The organism is Pseudomonas putida (assembly GCA_029953615.1).
Taxonomy (GTDB): Bacteria; Pseudomonadota; Gammaproteobacteria; order Pseudomonadales; family Pseudomonadaceae; genus Aquipseudomonas.
Genome location: CP124529.1, coordinates 455,805 through 477,110, shown reverse-complemented (window position 1 = coordinate 477,110; position 21,306 = coordinate 455,805). Strand labels below are relative to the sequence as shown.

The window sequence follows — 21,306 nt, the reverse complement described above, 5'->3', positions numbered from 1 at the left end:
CCTTCGCGCACCTGAAACCGAATTTAAGGAAACACAGATAATGGCTATCGAGATCAAAGCCCCAACCTTCCCGGAATCGGTTGCCGATGGCACCGTTGCCACCTGGCACAAGCAGCCGGGCGATGCCGTCAAGCGTGACGAGCTGATCGTCGACATCGAGACCGACAAGGTCGTCCTGGAAGTGCTGGCCACCGCCGACGGCGTGCTGGGCGCCATCGTCAAGGGCGAGGGCGACACCGTCCTGTCCGACGAAGTACTGGGTTCGATCGTTGAAGGCGGTGCTGCTGCCGCTGCACCAGCTGCTGCCCCGGCCGCTGCTGCTCCGGCTGCCGCTGCTGCCGACGCTGGCGAAGACGACCCGGTTGCCGCCCCGGCCGCGCGCAAGCTGGCTGAAGAAAACGGCATCGACCTGGCTAGCGTTGCCGGCACCGGCAAAGGTGGTCGCATCACCAAGGAAGACGTCGTCGCTGCCGTTGCCAACAAGAAGTCGGCGCCTGCTGCAGCTGCCAAGCCTGCCGCCGCTGCCGCTGCTGCCCCGGTTGTGGTTGCCGCTGGCGACCGTACCGAGAAGCGTGTGCCGATGACCCGCCTGCGCGCCAAGATCGCCGAGCGTCTGGTCGAAGCCCAGTCGAGCATGGCCATGCTGACCACCTTCAACGAAGTCGACATGACCGAAGTCATGGCCCTGCGTTCGAAGTACAAGGACCTGTTCGAGAAGACCCACAATGGCGTACGCCTGGGCTTCATGTCGTTCTTCGTCAAGGCTGCCACCGAAGCCCTGAAGCGCTTCCCGGCGGTCAACGCCTCGATCGACGGCAACGACATCGTTTACCACGGCTACGCCGACGTCGGCGTAGCCGTGTCCAGCGACCGTGGCCTGGTGGTGCCGGTACTGCGCAACGCCGAGTCGATGAGCCTGGCGGAAATCGAAAACGGCATCGCCACTTTCGGCAAGAAGGCCCGTGACGGCAAGCTGGCCATCGAAGAGATGACCGGCGGCACCTTCACCATCACCAACGGTGGTACCTTCGGTTCGATGATGTCGACCCCGATCGTCAACCCGCCGCAGGCCGCCATTCTCGGCATGCACAACATCATCCAGCGCCCGATGGCCATCAATGGCCAGGTGGTGATTCGCCCGATGATGTACCTGGCGCTGTCGTACGATCACCGCCTGATCGACGGCAAGGAAGCGGTAACCTTCCTGGTCACCATCAAGAACCTGCTGGAAGATCCGTCTCGCCTGCTGCTGGACATCTAACCCTCTGGCTGCGTACCGTGCCGGCCCTGGCTTCGCGAGAAGCCATGCCGCGCGGTCCGCGGCTTGTAGCTTGTAGCTGATAAGGAATCTTTTATGACCCAGAAATTCGACGTAGTGGTGATTGGTGCAGGTCCTGGCGGCTATGTGGCTGCCATCAAGGCCGCACAACTTGGTCTGAAGACTGCCTGTATCGAGAAGTACACCGACGCCGAGGGCAAGCTGGCCCTGGGCGGCACCTGCCTGAACGTAGGTTGCATTCCTTCCAAGGCGCTGCTGGACAGCTCCTGGAAGTACAAGGAAGCCAAAGAGAGCTTCAACGTCCACGGTATCTCCACTGGCGAAGTGAAGATGGACGTCGCCGCGATGGTTGGCCGCAAGGCCGGCATCGTCAAGAACCTGACCGGTGGCGTTGCCACCCTGTTCAAGGCCAACGGCGTGACTTCGATCCAGGGCCACGGCAAGCTGCTGGCTGGCAAGAAAGTCGAAGTGACCAAGGCTGACGGCACCACCGAAGTCATCGAAGCCGAGAACGTGATCCTGGCTTCCGGCTCGCGTCCGATCGACATTCCGCCGGCTCCGGTCGACCAGAACGTCATCGTCGACTCCACCGGCGCCCTGGAATTCCAGGCCGTGCCGAAGCGCCTGGGCGTTATCGGTGCTGGCGTGATCGGCCTGGAGCTGGGCTCGGTATGGGCTCGCCTGGGTGCTGAAGTCACCGTCCTGGAAGCCCTGGACACCTTCCTGATGGCTGCCGACACTGCCGTGTCGAAGGAAGCCCAGAAGACCCTGACCAAGCAAGGCCTGGACATCAAGCTGGGCGCGCGCGTCACCGGCTCGAAAGTCAACGGCAACGAAGTCGAAGTGACCTACACCGACGCCAACGGCGAGCAGAAGATCACCTTCGACAAGCTGATCGTCGCGGTCGGCCGTCGCCCGGTGACCACTGATCTGCTGGCTGCCGACAGCGGCGTGACCATCGACGAGCGTGGCTACATCTTCGTCGACGACTACTGCGCTACCAGCGTGCCGGGCGTGTACGCCATCGGCGACGTGGTGCGCGGCATGATGCTGGCCCACAAGGCCTCGGAAGAGGGCATCATGGTGGTCGAGCGCATCAAGGGCCACAAGGCCCAGATGAACTACGACCTGATCCCGTCGGTCATCTACACCCACCCGGAAATCGCGTGGGTCGGCAAGACCGAACAGGCCTTGAAGGCCGAGGGCGTTGAGGTTAACGTGGGCACCTTCCCGTTCGCGGCCAGCGGCCGTGCGATGGCTGCCAACGACACCGGTGGTTTCGTCAAGGTCATCGCCGATGCCAAGACCGACCGCGTCCTGGGTGTACACGTGATTGGCCCATCGGCTGCCGAACTGGTGCAGCAGGGCGCAATCGCAATGGAATTCGGCACCAGTGCCGAGGACCTGGGCATGATGGTCTTCAGCCATCCGACCCTGTCCGAAGCGTTGCATGAAGCAGCGCTGGCAGTGAATGGCGGCGCCATTCACGTGGCCAACCGTAAGAAGCGTTAATTATAAGAAACCACGGCGGGCTGCCCGTCGTGAGTCTTGCGTGCATGACTCACCGCGGAAAGTCCGCCGGACCGGATCACACGGGAAAACCCGGGGTCAACGGTCACAGGTGGTGCGGCGCCAGTGATGGCGCAGCGCCGAAGCGCAGTACCTAACGAAGACGGTAAAAAGCATGAATCTTCACGAGTATCAGGGTAAGCAGCTGTTCGCTGAATACGGCCTGCCAGTTTCCAAGGGTTTCGCTGTCGATACCCCTGAGCAAGCTGCAGAAGCCTGCGACAAGATCGGCGGGAACGAGTGGGTGGTAAAAGCCCAGGTTCACGCCGGTGGTCGCGGTAAGGCGGGCGGCGTCAAGCTGGTTCGCAGCAAGGAAGACGCCAAGGCGTTCGCTGCACAGTGGTTGGGCAAGAATCTGGTTACCTACCAGACCGATGCCAACGGTCAACCCGTCTCCAAGATTCTGGTCGAATCCTGCACTGACATCGCCAAAGAGCTGTATCTGGGCGCTGTAGTCGATCGTTCGAGCCGCCGTATCGTGTTCATGGCCTCCACCGAAGGTGGCGTGGACATCGAGAAAGTCGCTCACGAAACGCCTGAGAAGATCCTCAAGGCCACTATCGACCCGCTGGTCGGCGCTCAGCCGTTCCAGGGTCGCGAACTGGCGTTCCAGCTGGGTCTGGAAGGCAAGCAAGTTCAACAGTTCGCCAAGATCTTCGTGGGTCTGGCCAAGCTGTTCAAGGATCACGATCTGGCCCTGCTGGAAGTGAACCCGCTGGTGATCAAGGCCGACGGCGACCTGCACTGCCTCGATGCCAAGATCAACATCGACGCCAACGCCATGTACCGTCAGCCGAAGCTGAAAACCTTCCACGACCCGTCGCAGGACGACGCCCGTGAAGCCCACGCTGCCAAGTTCGAACTGAACTACGTTGCCCTCGAAGGCAACATCGGCTGCATGGTCAACGGTGCCGGCCTGGCCATGGGTACCATGGACATCGTCAACCTGCACGGCGGCAAGCCGGCCAACTTCCTCGACGTTGGCGGTGGTGCTACCAAAGAGCGCGTTACCGAAGCGTTCAAGATCATTCTGTCCGACAGCAATGTCGCGGCCGTACTGGTCAACATCTTCGGCGGCATCGTTCGCTGCGACATGATTGCCGAAGGCATCATCGGTGCAGTGAAAGAAGTCGGCGTCAAAGTTCCGGTCGTCGTTCGCCTTGAAGGCAACAACGCCGAACTGGGCGCTAAAGTACTGGCAGAAAGCGGTTTGAACATCATTGCGGCAACCAGCCTGACCGACGCTGCTCAACAAGTTGTCAAAGCTGCGGAGGGCAAGTAATGAGCGTCCTGATCAATAAAGACACCAAAGTCATCTGCCAGGGCTTCACCGGCTCGCAGGGTACTTTCCACTCCGAACAGGCTATCGCCTACGGCACCAAGATGGTCGGCGGTGTAACCCCAGGCAAGGGTGGCACCACCCACCTGGGCCTGCCAGTGTTCAACACCGTGAAAGAAGCTGTAGAAGCGACCGGCGCTGACGCTTCGGTCATCTACGTTCCGGCTCCTTTCTGCAAGGACTCGATCCTGGAAGCTGCCTTCGGCGGCATCAAGCTGATCGTGTGCATCACCGAAGGCATTCCTACCCTGGACATGCTGGATGCCAAGGTCAAGTGCGACGAGCTGGGCGTGACCCTGATCGGCCCTAACTGCCCAGGTGTCATCACCCCGGGCGAGTGCAAGATCGGCATCATGCCAGGCCACATCCACCTGCCAGGCAAGGTCGGTATCGTTTCGCGTTCCGGCACCCTGACCTACGAAGCTGTGAAGCAGACCACCGACGCCGGCTTCGGCCAGTCGACCTGCGTCGGCATCGGCGGTGACCCGATCCCGGGTTCCAACTTCATCGACATCCTGAAGCTGTTCCAGGAAGACCCGAAGACCGAAGCGATCGTCATGATCGGTGAGATCGGCGGTTCGGCTGAAGAAGAAGCCGCGGCTTACATCAAGGCCAACGTCACCAAACCTGTGGTTTCCTACATCGCTGGTGTTACCGCTCCGGCGGGCAAGCGCATGGGCCACGCTGGCGCCATCATCTCCGGCGGCAAGGGCACTGCGGACGAGAAGTTCGCCGCCCTGCAGGACGCTGGCGTGAAGACCGTGCGTTCCCTGGCTGATATCGGCAAGGCCCTGGCCGAGCTGACTGGCTGGGAAGTCAAGAAGTAATACTGCTACACCCCCCACGCGCACAGAGGCCACCTTCGGGTGGCCTTTGTCGTTTCCGGGGGTAGGCAATATGGATTTTTCGATGGGTTTGATAGGAATTTTCAGACAGACGAATTTCCCGATATCGGGATAATTCTGACCGTCCCCGGTTGCACAGACGACAAACAGATACGCACATCGGACAAGCAGCACTGTGCCAGTGCGTTTAAGTGACAAAACAGTTACCCTACGCGCTCACTCTGTGCCCGTGCCCCAAAAGGGAACGACACGCTAAACGGGTCTGGCTTATCAAGCCGGGCAGCATTTCCCTCAACCCTTGGGGAAATCCCTTCTCGAATCCCGATTTCAGCAGTGTGGTACTACCTTAAATGAAAGTTTTAAAAGGCCAGGACATCCTGGCGCTTGGCTTTATGACGTTTGCGCTTTTCGTAGGCGCGGGCAACATCATCTTCCCGCCTATCGTCGGTCTGCAGTCTGGCCCGCACGTGTGGATGGCCGCCCTGGGCTTCCTGGTTACTGCCGTGGGCCTGCCGGTCATCACCGTGGTTGCCCTGGCCAAGGTCGGCGGCGGCATGGATGCCTTGAGCAGCCCGATCGGCAAGTTCTTCGGTGGCCTGCTGGCGGCCGTGTGCTACCTGTCGGTGGGCCCGCTGTTTGCCACCCCGCGTACCGCGACCGTGTCGTTCGAGGTGGGTGTTGCGCCGCTGACTGGCGAAAGCCCGCTGGCGCTGTTCATCTACAGCCTGGTGTACTTCCTCGTGGTACTGGCCGTGTCCATGTACCCAGGCAAGCTGCTCGACACCGTGGGCCGTTTCCTGGCGCCGTTGAAAATCATCGCCTTGGCGGTGCTGGGCATTGCCGCCTTCGCGCTGCCTGCCGGCACCATTGGTGAAGCGCAGCCGGCCTATGCTGCCGCAGCATTCTCCAAGGGCTTCTCCGATGGTTACCTGACCATGGACACCCTGGGTGCCCTGGTGTTCGGTATCGTCATCGTCAACGCCATCCGCTCGCGGGGTGTCGAGTCACCGAAGCTGATCACCCGCTACGCCATCATTGCCGGCCTGATCGCCGGTGTCGGCCTGGCCCTGGTGTACATCAGCCTGTTCCGCCTGGGCGCAACCAGCCACGAAATCGCGGCTGGCGCCACCAACGGCGCGGCGGTGCTGCATGCCTACGTGCAACACACCTTCGGCTCGCTGGGCAGCGGCTTCCTCGCCGTGCTGATCGCGCTGGCTTGCCTGGTGACTGCGGTTGGCCTGACCTGCGCCTGTGCCGAGTACTTCAGCCAGATTCTGCCGCTGTCGTACCGTGCACTGGTGGTGATCCTTGCGGGCTTCTCGCTGCTGATCTCCAACCTTGGCCTGACCAAGCTGATCATGTTCTCGATCCCGGTGCTCACCGCTATCTACCCGCCGTGCATCGTGGTAGTCGGCCTTAGCTTCGTGAAGGACCTGTGGAACTCGCCTACCCGCATCCTGGCGCCAGTGATGCTGGTGTCGCTGCTGTTCGGCATGGTCGATGCGGTCAAGGGCAGCAGCATTGCCCACGTGCTGCCGGACTTCATGGCCCACCTGCCGCTCAGCGACCAGGGCCTGGCCTGGCTGGTGCCTTCGGTAGTGACCCTGGTTGGCGCCGTAGCCTGCGACCGAATGCTCGGCAAGCCGCGCGAAGCGCTGGCCTGATAGTCGAAGCCTGAGGGCGGCACCGGCCACAAGCCGAAGGGTGCTTGCCAAGGGTGGAAACTCAAGAGCCCCGTATCCGTGAGGATGCGGGGCTTTTTGTTTGCCTGTACTGGCCTCTTCGCGGGCGCGCCCGCTCCCACAGGTAAAGTGCAAGCCTCAGAATTGACGGTGTACCTGTGGGAGCGGGCGTGCCCGCGAAGAGGCCGGGATAAGCGGTGCAAATATCAGGATGGATGTGTGCCTTTTGCCGCTTGCCAGCGTCGAAATGCGGTCCCTATCCTTCAGGTATCTGGCCCTCCCGGGAACCCTGCATGAACTTCATCCAAAGCAATTTCAACAACCTGCTGGCCATCGCCTGGTTCGCCCTGTGCTGGGGTGGTTACACCCGCTATGCCATCTGGAAGGGGCGCGACACCCGCGTGCCTGGCCAGCGTGCTGCACCTGTACCGCGAAGACTGGATGCGCCGCATGCTGCTGCGCGACAACCGTATCGCCGATGCCAGCGTGATTGGCAACCTCGAACGTAACGCGTCGTTTTTCGCCTCCAGCACCCTGATCATCCTCGCAGGCATCCTTACCGTGCTCGGCGCCTCCGACCGGGCGCTGTCGCTGCTGGCCGACCTGCCGCTGGTGCAGCAGACCTCCCAGGGCATGTCGGAGATCAAGTTGCTGTGCCTGGCCATGGTCTTCGTCTACGCCTTTTTCACCTTCAGCTGGTGCATGCGCCAATACAACTTCGCGGCAGTACTGGTGGGGTCGGCGCCGATGATCGGTGAACGGCTGGTCAATGAACTTGAACGCAAGGCATTCGCCTCGCGCGCGGCGCGGGTGCTGTCGCTTGCCGCCAACCAGTTCAACCTGGGCCTGCGTTCCTATTACTTCGGCATGGCCATGTTGAGCTGGTTCATCAGCCCATGGTTATTCATGGTCATGAGTGTCGGCGTAGTGCTGATTCTTTACCGCCGCGAGTTCCATTCGGATGTGCTGGATGTGATGGTGTTCACACCTACCGAAAGTGTTTCGATAGAACCCGTCAGGGAGAACACCGCTCCTGGTACCTGAAACGTTTAATCCATAAGTTTCAGGCACAAAAAAACCCGACAATGTCGGGTTTTCTTGTTTTAGCCGATTACTGCTTGGCAGGTTCGGCTGGAGCAGCTGGGGTAGCTGGAGCGGCTTCCGGAGCCGGAGTAGCCGGAGCGGCTTCTTCGGCGGCCTTCTGCTCGGCTTCGGCCTGATCTTTGGCGGCTTCGGCGTTTTCCTTGGCGGCCTCGTTCATCTTATCCTGAGCTTCGCCCGCTTTTTCCTGGGCTTGCTCGGCGTGTTGCTGTGCGTCCTGGGCTTTGTCTTCGCTCGCTTTATCGCAAGCGGCCAGGCCCATGGCTGCGGCCAGCATCAGAGCAAAAGCAAAAGGTTTACGCATGGGGGTGTTTCTCCTTGGTGGAATAAGTGACTTGTTCCTTCGAGTGCAACTACGCGGAATAAGTTCCGCGAAGGTTACACATATATAACGCCCCGTTCTATATAGACTTTTTAACGATTTTATGCCGCTGCGGCAATGCGCGTGGAACCAGCCAATGAGCGATTCAACCTTGATGGCCATGGCCGAGCGTTTTCTCTCGGCCCTGAAACATTGTCAGTTGTTACAGATGCGCGTGGCGCAAGCCGATGCCGATGGCATTACCCTGGTACTGCCCTGGTCGCCGGCCATCGTCGGCAACCCGCAGACTGGCGCGGTGCATGGCGGAGCGCTGACCACGCTGATGGATACCACCTGCGGCATGGCCACGCTGTGCGTGCTGCCGCGCTTCGAGGTGTGCCCGACGCTGGACCTGCGCATCGATTACATGCACCCGGCCGAGGCCGGCAAGGATATATACGGCCATGCCCAGTGCTACCGGGTCACCCGCGATGTCATCTTCACCCGTGGCACGGCCTACCAGGACGACCCTGACCAGCCGATCTGCCAGGTGGTGGGCACGTTCATGCGCCTGGGCCAGGAGATCAAGGGTGGCATTCGCTTCGGCAACAGCCTGAAGGAGGGCGGGGCATGATTCCGTACGAGGTTCGCCAACAGCTCAACGCCGCCCATGCGGTAGGAGACTATCGGCCATTACTGGCGCTGATCCCCTATGCCGGCCTGATCGGCATCGAATGCGAGCGCGAAGGCGATGACCTGCTGTTTCGCCTGCCGGCCAGTCAGGACAATATCGGCAACCCGCTGCTGCCGGCTATCCACGGTGGTGTGATCGCCGGCTTCATGGAGCTGTCGGCGGCGCTGTACCTGCTGATCTACAGCGAAAGCGCGAGCATTCCGAAGATCATCGACTTCTCCATCGACTACCTGCGCGCCGGGCACTTTCGCGATACCTACGCCCAGTGCCAGCTGTGGCGTCAGGGGCGGCGGGTGACCAATGTAGCCATCACCGCCTGGCAGGGTGACAGGCAATCGCCTATTGCCACGGCCCGCGCGCATTTCAAGATCGAACCGGAAAAGCCCTTGAAATCATCCGGGCAGCCCCCATCTGCATGACATCCGCCGCTAGCGCAGCCCGAAATGGCCGCCAGGCGTCAACTGCCATCAGATCGGAGTTTTGAAGACCATGAGTGTGGAGACTCAAAAAGAAACGCTGGGCTTCCAGACCGAGGTAAAGCAACTGCTGCACCTCATGATCCATTCCCTGTATTCGAACAAGGAGATCTTCCTGCGGGAGCTGATCTCCAACGCTTCCGACGCCGCTGACAAGCTGCGTTTCGAGGCGCTGGCCAAGCCAGAGCTGTTCGAAGGCGACGCCGACCTGAAGATTCGCCTGAGCTTCGACAAGGACGCCGGTACCGTGACCCTCGAGGACAACGGCATCGGCATGAGCCGCGAAGACGTCATTGCCCACCTGGGTACCATCGCCAAGTCCGGCAACTGCCGACTTCATGAAGAACCTCACCGGTGACCAGAAGAAGGACTCGCACCTGATCGGTCAGTTCGGCGTGGGCTTCTACTCCGCATTCATCGTCGCTGACAAGGTCGATGTGTACAGCCGCCGGGCTGGCCAGCCGGCCGCTGAAGGCGTGCACTGGTCGTCGAAAGGCGAGGGCGAGTTCGAAGTCGCCACCATCGACAAGCCACAGCGCGGTACCCGCATCGTTCTGCACCTGAAAAAGGACGAGCAGGAGTTTGCCGATGGCTGGCGCCTGCGCAACGTGGTCAAGAAGTACTCCGACCACATCGCCATGCCGATCCAGCTGCCGAAAGAGCAAGCTGCCGCCGAAGGCGAAGAACAGCCGGCCGAAGAGTGGGAAACCGTCAACCGTGCCAGCGCCCTGTGGACCCGCCCGCGTACCGAGATCAAGGACGAGGAGTACCAGGAGTTCTACAAGCACATCGGCCATGACTTCGAAAACCCGCTGGCCTGGAGCCACAACAAGGTCGAAGGCAAGCTCGAATACAATTCGCTGCTGTACGTGCCGGCCCGCGCGCCGTTCGACCTGTACCAGCGCGAAGCGCCACGCGGCCTGAAGCTGTACGTGCAGCGCGTATTCATCATGGACCAGGCCGAGTCGTTCCTGCCGCTGTACCTGCGCTTCATCAAGGGCGTGGTCGATTCCAACGACCTGTCGCTGAACGTGTCGCGTGAGATCCTGCAGAAAGACCCGATCATCGACTCGATGAAGACCGCGCTGACCAAGCGCGTGCTGGACATGCTGGAGAAACTGGCGAAGAACGAGCCCGAGAAGTACAAGGGCTTCTGGAAGAACTTCGGGCAGGTGCTGAAGGAAGGCCCGGCCGAAGACTTCGCCAACAAGGAAAAGATCGCCAGCCTGCTGCGCTTCGCTTCCACCCAGGACGACAGCGGCGAGCAGAGCGTTGCCCTGGCCGACTACCTGGCCCGCGCCAAGGACGGCCAGGACAAGATCTACTACCTCACCGGCGAGTCGTATGCGCAGGTCAAGAACAGCCCGCACCTGGAAGTCTTCCGCAAGAAAGGCATCGAAGTGCTGCTGCTGACCGACCGTATCGACGAGTGGCTGATGAGCTACCTCAACGAATTTGACGGCAAGGCCTTCGTCGACGTTGCCCGTGGCGACCTGGACCTGGGCAAGCTGGATTCGGAAGAAGACAAGAAGGCCCAGGAAGAAGTCGCCAAGGACAAGGAAGGGCTGGTCGAGCGCCTGAAGGGCGCGCTGGGTGACAGCGTGGCTGAAGTGCGCGTGTCGCACCGCCTGACCGACTCCCCGGCGATCCTGGCGATCGGTGAGCAGGACCTGGGTCTGCAGATGCGCCAGATCCTCGAAGCCAGCGGGCAGAAGGTACCGGAGTCCAAGCCGATCTTCGAGTTCAACCCGACTCACCCGCTGATCGAGAAGCTGGACAACGAGCAGAGCGAAGACCGCTTCGCCGAGCTGTCGCACATCCTGTTCGATCAGGCGGCCCTGGCGGCCGGTGACAGCCTGAAGGACCCGGCGGCTTACGTTCGTCGCCTGAACAAGCTGCTGGTCGAGCTGTCTGCTTGAGTTGATGGATAGGAAAGCCCGCTTCGGCGGGCTTTTTTATGACGAGTGCCAAAGGAGTGCTTGATGAGCAAAGTAATCGTCGAATCGCTGGTTTATCACCTGTCCGGCAAGACCTACGAAAGCCGCCTGGTCTATGAGCCGGGTGCGCTGGGCCGCCCTGGGTTGGTGATGGCACCGAACTGGATGGGTATTGGCGAAGGGGCCGAGCGCATCGCCAAGGAAGTGGCCGAGAAGGGCTATGTGGTGCTGATTGCCGACCTGTACGGGCAATCGGTGCGCCCGTCAAACGCCGACGAGGCCGGCGCCGCGATGATGCCGTTGAAGAATGACCGAGGCGAGCTGCGCAAGCGCATGCAGGAAGCCCTGGCGCAGCTGTTGGGGCAGTCGAAGGCGCTGTTGGAGCCGGGCAAGGTTGGCACGTTCGGCTTCTGCTTTGGTGGCTGCTGTGCCCTGGAACTGGCCCGTAGCGGTGCCGATCTGCGCGCGGCGGTGTCGTTCCATGGCACGCTGGACACGCCGAACCCTGAAGATGCCAAGCGTATCAAGGGCTCGGTGCTGGTCTTGCATGGTGCTTCCGATCCGCTGGTGCCGAAGGAGCAGTTGCCGGCGTTCGAGGAGGAGATGAATGCGGCCAAGGTTGACTGGCAGTTGCTGAGCTATGGCGGGGCGGTGCACTCGTTTACCGACCCCAATGCCAATGTGCCCGGCAAGATGCAGTATGACCGGCGCACCTCGGAGCGGGCGTTCCGCTCGATGCACAACCTGCTGACCGAAGTGTTCCAGCGCTGACATCGCAGGGGGCCGCTGTGCGGCCCTACAGGGATAGCGTGGCTCATGGCATGCGCGGTCCCTGTAGGAGCGGCCTTGTGTCGCGATGGGCTGCAAAGCAGCCCCAAAATTACCTGGGCAGCTCGATCCTCGAAGTTTCCCCCGGTACCACCGGCCAATCCCCCGCAGCCCACTTGGCCCGGGCCTGTTCGATCAGCTCCACGTCACTGGCGACAAAGTTCCAGTTCATCCGCCGTGGCCCATCCAGCGGCGCGCCACCAATCAGCACCAGCTGGCACTCACCCTCCGCGTACAGTGTCACCTCTTCGCCCTCCGGCAGCACCACCAGGCTGCACGGCTCCACTTCCTCATCGTTCATCAGCAGTTCGCCATCCAGCACGTACAGCGCCCGTTGCGCATGCTCATTCGGCACCTGCAAGGTAGTCGCCGGCTGCATCCGCACATGTGCGTAAAGGGTAGGGGACAGCACTGGCACCGGCGATTCCAGGCAGAACCCGCTACCGGCAATCATGCAGATACGCACCCCCAGGCTGTCGCTGACCGGCAGGCTGGCCGCCGGGTGATGGCTGTAGCTGGGCGCGCCTTGCTCCTGTTCGCGTGGCGACGCCAGCCATACCTGCAACCCGTGCAGGCGTGAACCATGTGCCAGGGCATCTTCAGGCGTGCGCTCGACATGGGCCACGCCGCAACCTGCGGTCATCCAGCTGACATCACCAGGCAGCACCCGCTGTGCCGAGCCGAGGCTGTCCTTGTGCAGGATTGCCCCTTCGAACAGATAGGTAAGCGTCGACAGGCCGATATGCGGGTGCTGGCGGATGTCCATACCATGCCCCGGGGCATAGTCGGTTTCGAGCATGTGGTCGAAAAACACGAACGGGCCGACGCTGCGGCACTGGGCCGACGGCAGCGGGCGCAGGATCGGTTGGCCCTCGACCGATTCGGCACGTGGGCGAATGACCAGTGGGCTGCTCATGGGAAGGCTCCAGGGAAGGTGGAAATGCCCCAAGCATAGCGGTTTGCCTGCCGCAGCTGAACCGTCTCGTTTGCCGGCAGGTCTAGAGATCTGGTACCCGGAAAAGGAAGCTTCATCATGATCGCCAGAGCGCTGGGCTGCGTGCTGTTATCCGCCTCGCTGTGCCACGCGGTGCAGGCGCGCGACTACCGCTACAGTGATGCCCATTTGCACTACGTCGACTTCTTCCAGGAAAGCGAAGGCATGCCCGCGCTGATCAAGGCCATGGATGCTGCGGGTATCGAGCAGTCGATGATTTCCGGCGTGCCGGTGGCCAAGAAGTGGCATGAAGACGAGCCCAAGCGCCCGCGCTACTACGCCGGTGACGATGCCGATGCCTACTGGTACAGCGCCACCGATACCTATGTGGCTGCGGCACTGCAGCAGTTGCCGGACGCGCAGCGTAAGCGCTTTCATCCATTCCTGACCGGCTTCAACCCGGTCGACAAGAATGCCGTCAGCCATATCGAGCGCATGCTCGACCTGTACCCGGGCCTGTGGCAGGGCATTGGCGAGGTGTTCACCCGCCACGACGACCTTACCGCATTGACCACGGGCGAAACGCCGCGCGCCAACAACGAAGCCATGACGCGTATCTACCACCTGGCGGCCGAGCGCGACTTGCCGGTATTGCTGCATTCCAACATCACCTCCAAGCGCGAGCGCAACCCGCTGTACCTGGCGGAGATCGAAGAGCCACTGCGCAATCACCCGCACACGCGATTCATCTGGGCGCATGCCGGCAGCAGCATGGAGATACACCGACACCAGACGCAAATGGACTTTCTGCTGCCGGTGCTGACGCGGTTGCTGGAAGATTATCCGAACCTGTACGTCGACCTGTCGTGGAGCGTGCTGGAACCCTATTTGCTGGACAGCAAGGGTGTGCCTCGCAAGGCGTGGCTGGCCTTGGTCGAGAAGTACCCGGAGCGCTTCATGCTGGGCTCGGATGTGGTGGGGCGGTTTGGCAGCCTGGGAGAGCAGATGCACGGGTTCAGGCCGTTTCTGGATGCATTGCCGGAACAGGTGGCCAACAAGGTGGCCCGGGAGAATTTTCTGGCGGTGTTGCCCAAGGTTCGCCAGTGACCTGTGCCGGCCTCTTCACGGGGCATGCCCGCTCCCACAGGATCACCACAAGCCTGAATGCCATGGGGCCCCTGTGGGAGCGGGCGTGCCCGCGAAGAGGCCGGCACAGGCGATACAAATGAAAACGCCCCGAACCAGTCGGGGCGTTTTCATTTACCGCAGCAGCGTCTTACTTGCCTTCCCAGCGCTTGAGCACCAGGGTGGCGTTGGTGCCGCCGAAGCCGAAGCTGTTGCTCATGACCGTGTCGATCTTGGCGTTCTCTTCGGTCTTGCGCAGGATCGGCATGTCGGCGACCTCTGGGTCCAGCTCGTCGATGTTGGCGGAGCCGGCGATGAAGTTGTTTTCCATCATCAGCAGGCAGTAGATCGCCTCGTGCACGCCAGCGGCGCCCAGCGAGTGGCCCGACAGGCTCTTGGTCGAGCTGATCTTCGGTGCCTTGTCGCCGAATACCGCGCGAACGCCCTTGATCTCGGCAACGTCACCGACCGGGGTCGAGGTGCCGTGGGTGTTCAGGTAGTCGATCGGGGTGTCGACAGTGGACAGTGCCTGCTGCATGCAGCGGATGGCGCCTTCGCCGCTCGGGGCAACCATGTCGTAGCCGTCGGAAGTGGCACCGTAGCCAACGATTTCGGCGTAGATCTTGGCGCCACGGGCCAAGGCGTGTTCCAGCTCCTCGACCACCACCATGCCGCCGCCACCGGCGATGACGAAGCCATCACGGTCAGCGTCGTAGGCGCGCGAGGCCTGTTCCGGGGTTTCGTTGCGCTTGGTCGACAGGGCGCCCATGGCATCGAACAGGAACGACTGGCTCCAGTGCTCTTCTTCACCGCCACCGGCGAAGACGATGTCCTGCTTGCCCCACTGGATCTGCTCCAGGGCGGTGCCGATGCAGTGGGCCGAGGTGGCGCATGCCGACGAGATCGAGTAGTTGATGCCCTTGATCTTGAACGGGGTGGCCAGGCACGCCGAAACGGTGCTGCCCATGGTGCGGGTGACGCGGTACGGGCCGACACGCTTGACGCCTTTCTCGCGCAGGGTGTCCAGCGCTTCCATCTGGTTCAGGGTCGAGGCGCCGCCGGAGCCAGCCACCAGGCCGGTACGCGGGTTGGAAACCTGCTCTTCGGTCAGGCCGGCGTCCTTGATCGCGTCCTGCATCGCCAGGTAGGCGTAGGCGGCAGCGTGGCCGACGAAGCGGTAGACCTTACGGTCGATCAGTTCTTCGAGGTTGAGGTCGATGGACCCGGAAACCTGGCTACGCAGCCCCATTTCCTTGTATTCCGGGTTGTAACGGATACCCGGACGGCTGTTGCGCAGGTTTTCGGTGACGGTAGCTTTGTCATTGCCCAGGCACGATACGATGCCCAGACCAGTGATAACGACGCGGCGCATGCGAATAACCCTTAGAAATTGTCAGTGGAGGTGAACACGCCGACCCGCAGGCCTTCGGCAGTGTAGATCTCGCGGCCGTCGACGCTGACCGAGCCATCGGCGATGGCCATGTTCAGCTTGCCCTTCAGGACGCGCTTGATGTGAATGTTGTAAGTGACCTTCTTGGCTTCGGGCAGTACCTGGCCGAAGAACTTCACCTCGCCCGAACCCAGGGCGCGACCGCGGCCTGGCAGGCCCTGCCAGCCGAGGAAGAAGCCGACCAGCTGCCACATGGCGTCGAGGCCCAGGCAGCCCGGCATTACCGGGTCGCCTTCGAAGTGACAGGCGAAGAACCACAGGTCCGGATTGATATCCAGCTCGGCGACCAATTCACCTTTGCCGTACTTGCCGCCTTCTTCACTGATGTGGGTGATGCGATCGACCATCAGCATGTTCGGCGCGGGCAGTTGCGCATTACCTGGGCCGAACAGCTCACCGCGACTGCAGCGCAGCAGGTCTTCCCGAGTAAAGGCGTGTTGTTTGGTCATGCGAGCTCCTCAATAACCCCCTGTGGCAGGGGATGAATCTTCCCGGCCGGCCCGATACGCATCGCGTCCGGGGCGGCAGCCTACAGGTAGACTATTGCGTTGTGGTGAAAGTCACAGTGCGCCTGGTGAAAGAAGTACAGGTGTGCACTGAAACGTCTATTTTCAGGTCCGATGAAGGTCCTGTCCAGTGTTTAAGACTGCCGCACTTTAGCATTTATCGCCAGTCGCGGTTGTCTGACCGGGCAGCCAGCGCTGCAGCACGCGCTGCAGTTCGGTGCGGCGCAAGGGTTTGCTCAGGTAGTCGTCCATGCCGGCCGCCATGCAACGCTCGCGGTCGCCCTGCAAGGCGTTGGCGGTCAGGGCGATGATCGGTAGCCCGGCGCCGTTGGGCAGTTGCCGAATTCGTCGGGTGGCTTCATAGCCGTCCAGGTGCGGCAGGCGGCAGTCCATCAACACGGCGGCAAAACGCTGCCGGCTGACCCGTTCGACCGCCTCCAGGCCGTCCTCGGCGGTGCTTACCGCCAGCCCCAGGCTGCGCAGCATGGCCTCGATGACACTTTTGTTGACCGGATTGTCCTCTACCAGCAGCACCTGATCGTTGTCGGTCATTGCCGCTGGCGCAGCGCTTGGCAGCGTCAGCGAGACCGCGGCAGGGCTGGCCAGGGCCAACGGCATCTCCAGGGTAAACGTGGAGCCAAGGCCCTCACGGCTTTCGCCGCGCAGCTTGCCGCCCATGCGTTCGGCCAGGGTGCGGGCAATCGACAGCCCCAGCCCGGTGCCGCCATAGCGGCGGGAAATGGAGCTGTCGGCCTGCTGGAAGGCGACGAACATCATTTCCAGGCGGTCGCTGTCGATGCCGATTCCGGTGTCGCGCACGCTACAGGTCAGCCAGAGCAATTGCCGGTCAAGCATCTGCCAGCGCGCCTCGACCTGGACCTGGCCGCGCTCGGTGAACTTCAGCGCGTTGCCGACCAGGTTCAGCAGGATCTGGCGAATGCGCGTGGGGTCGCCGTTCACCTGCAACTGTTCGATACCGGCCGGCAGTTGCAGGTGCAGGGCAAGCCCGCGCTGCTGGGCGCTGTGCTGGAACGACTGGACGCAGCTGGTGATCAGCTCGCCGAGGTTGAAGTCGATGTGTTCCAGTTGCAGGGCGGCGCGCTCGATGCGCGAGAAGTCGAGAATGTCGTTGATGACCTTGAGCAGGTGCCCGGTGGACTCGCTGGCCAGCGCGGTGTACTCGGCCTGTTCGTTGCTCAGCGGCGTGGTTTCCAGCAACTGCAGCATACCCAGCACGCCATTCATCGGCGTGCGCAGCTCGTGGCTCATCATCGCCAGAAAGTCCGATTTGGCGCGGTTGGCCTGTTCGGCCTCTTCGCGGGCCTGGATCAGTTCGGCAATGGCCTTCTTCTGTTCATCACTGGCCTGCTCCAGGGCGTGGGCCAGGTTATTGATGTGGCGCGCCAGGTGGCCCAGCTCGCTGTCATCGACCACCGGCAACAAGGTGTTGTACTCGCCCTGCTGGATGGCCTTGACCGCATGGCCCATGTCGCTGATCGGCTTGGCCAGGCTCAGGGCCAGGCGGCGTGCCAGCAGGAAGGTGAACAGCAGGGCGAACAGCGCGAGGATACCGGCCTTGATCACGATTTCCTGCTGGCGCTGGCTGAAGGCGTCATCGGACATGCCGACGATCACCCGGCCCAGGTAATCGTCGCCGATGGCCGGTGAGGTGGCCTTGCCCTGTTGCAGGAAATCGCTGTCCAGACGGATTTGCTGCAGGCGGATGGGCGCCTGGAACACTTCGACGCGCTGGGCGCGGTTGGCGCTTTCGTCGGACTGCTCCACATACACCAGGATGTGGTTGCGGCTGTCCTGCACTTCGAGGAAGCGCACGTGAGGGATGCTGAGCGTGGCGCGCATCAGGCCCTCGAGCACTTCGTTGTTGCCCGAGATCACCCCGTACTCCGAGGCTGGCGCCAGCTGGTTGGCGATCAGTTGCCCGGTGTGGTTAAGTTCCTGGCGCAGGTCCTGGATACGCACGAAGGTGAAGAAGCTGATCAGCAGCAAGGTCAGCAGCAGGGCAGGGCCGAGGCTGATGATCTGGGTGCGGGTGTGGATGTCCCAGCTCAGGCGCTTGCTCATGGGGTGGGTTCTCCTTCGGCCAGGGCCTTGGCGGCGGCGTTGGGATCGATCGGTTCCAGGCCCAGGGCGCGCGCCACCTGCTGGTTGCCGCTAACGCCGAAGTGTGCCGGGTACAGGTTGCGTGGCCAGCGTGCCGGTGGCTGGTCGAGCAACTGGTCGAGCACCGCCAGCCAGTCGTCCTGGTCGCTGAAGGTGCTGGCCAGGGCGCCGGCGCGGACGAACCCGGCGTTCGGGCCGATCAGCGCCATCTGTCGGCCATAGCTGCTCAACAGCAGATTCTTCGCGGTCTTGGAGTTGTACAGGTCGCTGTCATCCAGGCCCAGCAGCACGTCACTGTTGGCCAGCAGGTGTTGCAGAGGGCGGCTGTCGCGCGGGTCGGGCCAATCCTGGGCAATGATCTCCAGGCCCAGCTGGCGGGCGGCCTGGCGCAGCTCTTCGAGCAAAAAGCTGCTGTGCTCACCGTACAGCACACCAATGCGCTGGGCCTGTGGCAGCAGGTAGCGCGCCAGGCGCAGCTGCCGGCCCAGCGGCGGGTCGCTCCACAGCAGGGTGAGGAACGCGGGACGCGACTTTCCCAGGCGCTGTTCAGCCTGTACCCGGCTGACCCGCATCGCCATCGCCGGCGGGCCGGCGGTTTCCCCAAGGCGCCATTCCAGTGCGGCGTTGTCCAGCAGGATCAGGCGCAGGTCAGCCCTGAGCTTGCCCGGGCGTGGCAGGTCGGCGGTGGTCTGGAAATGCACATGATCGTGGGGTCGGCGGCTTTCCAGCGCGGTGACGAAACTGCGAATGCCGGGCTGGTCTTCTGCGCCTACCAACAGGATTTCACTGGCGGACAGTGGCCCCAGTGGCCACAGGCACAGCAGCAACAGGCGCAAAAGCAGGGCCATCAGAACTCCAGCTCCGCGCTGACGCTCAGGCGGTGGCGGCTGTCGTAGCGGTTCTGGATTGCCGTGGTCGGCTCATCGTCGAGGCGCTGTTGCCACAGTGCGGCCAGCTCCAGGTTGCTGCCATGCACCCGGAAACGCTTGGCCAGGCGCAGGTCCAGGCGCTCGTAGCGATACTGGTTGAGCGCATCGTCACCGTAATAGAACAGCGCGCTGGACCAGCCGTCGCCCCATTCGCGCATCCACCCGGCCGAGCCGCTGTTGCGGGCGCTGAGGCGGCGGTCGGCGGGGTTGCTGGCCCAGGCATCGACATAGGCGTAGGTCAGGCGCAGGCGGTCGCGCAGGGTCGGGCGCCAGTCCAGTTGCGCCTCGCTGCCGCTGAAACGGGCCTTGTTGGCATTGCTGGCGATGTACTGGTTGTTCTTCAGGGGCTCGCTGATCATTCCGGTGATCTCGTCGTAGAACAGCTTCACATCCATGTTCAGGTCGATATCGCTGAAGTAGCCGTTGTAGCCCAACTCGCGCGAGCGCATGCGTTCCTGGTCCAGGTCGCCGGGGCCGCGGGTCTTGACGAAGTATTCGCCGTTTTGCAGGCCGAATGCGTTGGGGGTCAGGTTCCTGACCGTGTAGCTCCAGTTGATGTTGTTCTCGAACATGTCTGGCGAGCGCACAGCCTCGGAATACACCGCGCGCAGGCCATGGCGCGGGGTGATCAGGTAGTTGACCGCCACTCGCGGGGTGAGCGAGCTGCCGGACAGGCGCGAGTCCTCGAACATGGCGCCGCCCTGCAGGATCCAGTGCTCGTCGGCGCGCCATTCCAGCTGGCCGAACAGGCGCCAGGTCTGATCGTCAATGCTGCCGTTGAAGTAAGTCTGCGAGTCGGCCCGATCATAGCGGTAGTTCATGCCGCTGAGCAGGCGCAGGCTGTCGGTCAGGCTCAGGGTGTCCTGGACTTCCAGGTCGTAGCGGGTTTCGCGGGTGCTCTGGTCGACGTCGCCGCAGACCTGCTGCTTGCCACCGTTCGCCCATTGCTGCTGGACCCTCTCCAGGAGCCCGCTCATGACCGGATCGTTGGTTGAAAGGTGGTGCGCCGGTAGCAATGCCGCGCGCCACTTTTTCGGCGAAGTCAGGGTTCATTTGCCAGAGTTGGGTCAATTCCGGGCTGAACGACTGCAGGGCATCACAGGCACGCCACACCTGCTGACGGTCGAAATGCTGGGCAGAGCCCTGGATGTAGAGGCTGTGCTCGGAACTGAAGTCCTTGGTCCAGCGCAATGAGCCAGCGTAGTCCTTGGCATTGACGTCAGCGTTGTTACCGGCTTCGTATTTGGCGAAGACCGGCTGATAGGTATACGGCCGCTGATTGCTGCCTTCCTTGGCCGCCAGTTGCCATTCCAGGGTCTGGTCGTGCGTCAGGTTGTGGCTGGCATTGAGGGTGAGGCGGGTCAAGCGACGGCTGTCGCGGTAGTCCTGGCCGAACTGGTTCTCGTCGAAGCCGTCGTCCTGCTGGCCGGACAGCGACAGGCGCATGTCGCCGCCATCCCAGCCGAAGCCGTGGCTGGCGTAAAAGTCGTTGATCCCGTCCTGGCCGCGGGTCATCTTCAGCCGCGTGCCATGGCTGTCGGCGGGGTTGCGGGTAAGGATGTTGACCACCGCCATCAGCGCGTTGGCGCCATAGCTGACCGTGTTGGGGCCGCGGAACACCTCGATGCGCTCGATATCCTCCATGGCCAGGGGGATGTCGCTCCAGTCCACCGTGGCCAGGCCGGCGCGGTACACCGAACGGCCATCGATCAGCACCTGCATGCGCCGCGCGTCGTTGACGTTGCTGCCGTGGTAGTTGACCGTGGGCTGGTTGCCTGCGTTGTAACCCACCATCATGCCTGGCACCAGGCGCAGCAGTTCGGGGATGTCGCGGGCACCGCTGGCGCGGATCAGATCGCTGTCGAGCACGGTCATGCTGCCCGGAACTGCAGCGGGGGATTGTTTCAGGCGCGTGGCGGTCAGAACCTGCGGCAGGTCGGTGTTGTCGATGAACAGATCATCGGCCACGGCCGGGCCACCGAGCAGGGCAGTCAGTATGAGCAGGCGCGGGTACGGGGGCGTGCCAGGGAACACAAAGCGGCCTTGTATCAGGATTGAAACAGGCATGGTAACTGACCTTGGCATATTTGCCAGTGATCTGCTTTACCTGTTCGGGCCCTTTCGCGGGCACGCCCGCTCCCACGGGGGGAGTGCGGTTATTCTGTGGGAGCGGGCACGCCCGCGAAAGGG

15 protein-coding genes and 3 pseudogenes are annotated in these 21,306 nt (G+C 62.3%); 11 read left to right on the top strand and 7 right to left on the bottom strand.

Annotation, left to right across the window (positions count from 1 at the left end):
- Positions 1-40 precede the first annotated feature (40 nt).
- From odhB to QIY50_02195, 6 genes and pseudogenes are all read left to right on the top strand, one after another.
- On the top strand, positions 41-1,261 hold the full coding sequence (odhB, locus tag QIY50_02220; protein WGV21128.1) for a 2-oxoglutarate dehydrogenase complex dihydrolipoyllysine-residue succinyltransferase: 1,221 nt from the start codon (positions 41-43) through the stop codon (positions 1,259-1,261).
- A 93-nt stretch (positions 1,262-1,354) separates the two neighbouring features.
- On the top strand, positions 1,355-2,791 hold the full coding sequence (lpdA, locus tag QIY50_02215) for a dihydrolipoyl dehydrogenase (GenBank protein WGV21127.1): 1,437 nt from the start codon (positions 1,355-1,357) through the stop codon (positions 2,789-2,791).
- Positions 2,792-2,963: 172 nt separating this feature from the next.
- Entirely contained in the window at positions 2,964-4,130 is a 1,167-nt protein-coding gene (sucC, locus tag QIY50_02210; protein ID WGV21126.1) for an ADP-forming succinate--CoA ligase subunit beta, read from the top strand.
- The gene (sucD, locus tag QIY50_02205) at positions 4,130-5,014 is read left to right on the top strand and encodes a succinate--CoA ligase subunit alpha (GenBank protein WGV21125.1); all 885 of its coding nucleotides are present in this window, start codon (positions 4,130-4,132) and stop codon (positions 5,012-5,014) included. The genes sucC and sucD overlap by 1 nt, the downstream gene beginning before the upstream one ends.
- A 368-nt stretch (positions 5,015-5,382) precedes the next feature.
- Positions 5,383-6,696, top strand: a complete 1,314-nt coding sequence (gene brnQ, locus QIY50_02200) for a branched-chain amino acid transport system II carrier protein (protein ID WGV21124.1) — start codon at positions 5,383-5,385, stop codon at positions 6,694-6,696.
- A 311-nt stretch (positions 6,697-7,007) separates the two neighbouring features.
- Positions 7,008-7,758, top strand: a pseudogene (locus QIY50_02195) (DUF599 family protein).
- Positions 7,759-7,825: 67 nt separating this feature from the next.
- Here the strand turns inward: QIY50_02195 and QIY50_02190 are convergent.
- A complete protein-coding gene (locus tag QIY50_02190) occupies positions 7,826-8,119 on the bottom strand; it encodes a hypothetical protein (protein ID WGV23140.1) in 294 nt (97 codons plus the stop codon).
- Between the two features lie 154 nt (positions 8,120-8,273).
- Between QIY50_02190 and QIY50_02185 the strand changes: the two genes are divergently transcribed.
- From QIY50_02185 to QIY50_02170, 4 genes and pseudogenes are all read left to right on the top strand, one after another.
- Positions 8,274-8,750, top strand: coding sequence for a PaaI family thioesterase (locus QIY50_02185; protein ID WGV21123.1), 477 nt, complete (start codon positions 8,274-8,276; stop codon positions 8,748-8,750).
- Positions 8,747-9,229 carry a PaaI family thioesterase gene (locus tag QIY50_02180; GenBank protein WGV21122.1) on the top strand — a complete coding sequence of 161 codons (483 nt, stop codon included), beginning with the start codon at positions 8,747-8,749 and terminating at the stop codon, positions 9,227-9,229. Before QIY50_02185 ends, QIY50_02180 begins: the two co-directional genes overlap by 4 nt.
- A 70-nt stretch (positions 9,230-9,299) precedes the next feature.
- Positions 9,300-11,205: pseudogene (gene htpG / locus QIY50_02175) on the top strand (molecular chaperone HtpG).
- Between the two features lie 63 nt (positions 11,206-11,268).
- Positions 11,269-11,994 carry a dienelactone hydrolase family protein gene (locus QIY50_02170; protein ID WGV21121.1) on the top strand — a complete coding sequence of 242 codons (726 nt, stop codon included), beginning with the start codon at positions 11,269-11,271 and terminating at the stop codon, positions 11,992-11,994.
- A 109-nt stretch (positions 11,995-12,103) separates the two neighbouring features.
- Here QIY50_02170 and QIY50_02165 read toward each other — a convergent pair whose 3' ends face one another.
- Positions 12,104-12,967, bottom strand: coding sequence for a pirin family protein (locus QIY50_02165; GenBank protein WGV21120.1), 864 nt, complete (start codon positions 12,965-12,967; stop codon positions 12,104-12,106).
- 117 nt (positions 12,968-13,084) lie between these two features.
- On the opposite strand from QIY50_02165, the gene QIY50_02160 reads away from it, so the two are divergent.
- On the top strand, positions 13,085-14,092 hold the full coding sequence (locus tag QIY50_02160) for an amidohydrolase family protein (protein WGV21119.1): 1,008 nt from the start codon (positions 13,085-13,087) through the stop codon (positions 14,090-14,092).
- A gap of 169 nt (positions 14,093-14,261) precedes the next feature.
- Here QIY50_02160 and fabB read toward each other — a convergent pair whose 3' ends face one another.
- The 5 genes and pseudogenes from fabB to QIY50_02135 form a co-directional block, all read right to left on the bottom strand.
- Entirely contained in the window at positions 14,262-15,482 is a 1,221-nt protein-coding gene (gene fabB / locus QIY50_02155; protein ID WGV21118.1) for a beta-ketoacyl-ACP synthase I, read from the bottom strand.
- Between the two features lie 11 nt (positions 15,483-15,493).
- A complete protein-coding gene (gene fabA, locus QIY50_02150) occupies positions 15,494-16,009 on the bottom strand; it encodes a 3-hydroxyacyl-[acyl-carrier-protein] dehydratase FabA (GenBank protein WGV21117.1) in 516 nt (171 codons plus the stop codon).
- 207 nt (positions 16,010-16,216) lie between these two features.
- Positions 16,217-18,148: an ATP-binding protein gene (locus tag QIY50_02145; protein WGV21116.1), complete on the bottom strand. Its 1,932-nt coding sequence runs from the start codon at positions 18,146-18,148 to the stop codon at positions 16,217-16,219.
- Complete coding sequence (locus QIY50_02140; GenBank protein ID WGV21115.1) at positions 18,145-19,035, bottom strand: ABC transporter substrate-binding protein; 891 nt, start codon at positions 19,033-19,035, stop codon at positions 18,145-18,147. Before QIY50_02140 ends, QIY50_02145 begins: the two co-directional genes overlap by 4 nt.
- Positions 19,035-21,183: pseudogene (locus tag QIY50_02135) on the bottom strand (TonB-dependent receptor). The gene QIY50_02140 and the pseudogene QIY50_02135 overlap by 1 nt, the downstream one beginning before the upstream one ends.
- Positions 21,184-21,306 lie beyond the last annotated feature (123 nt).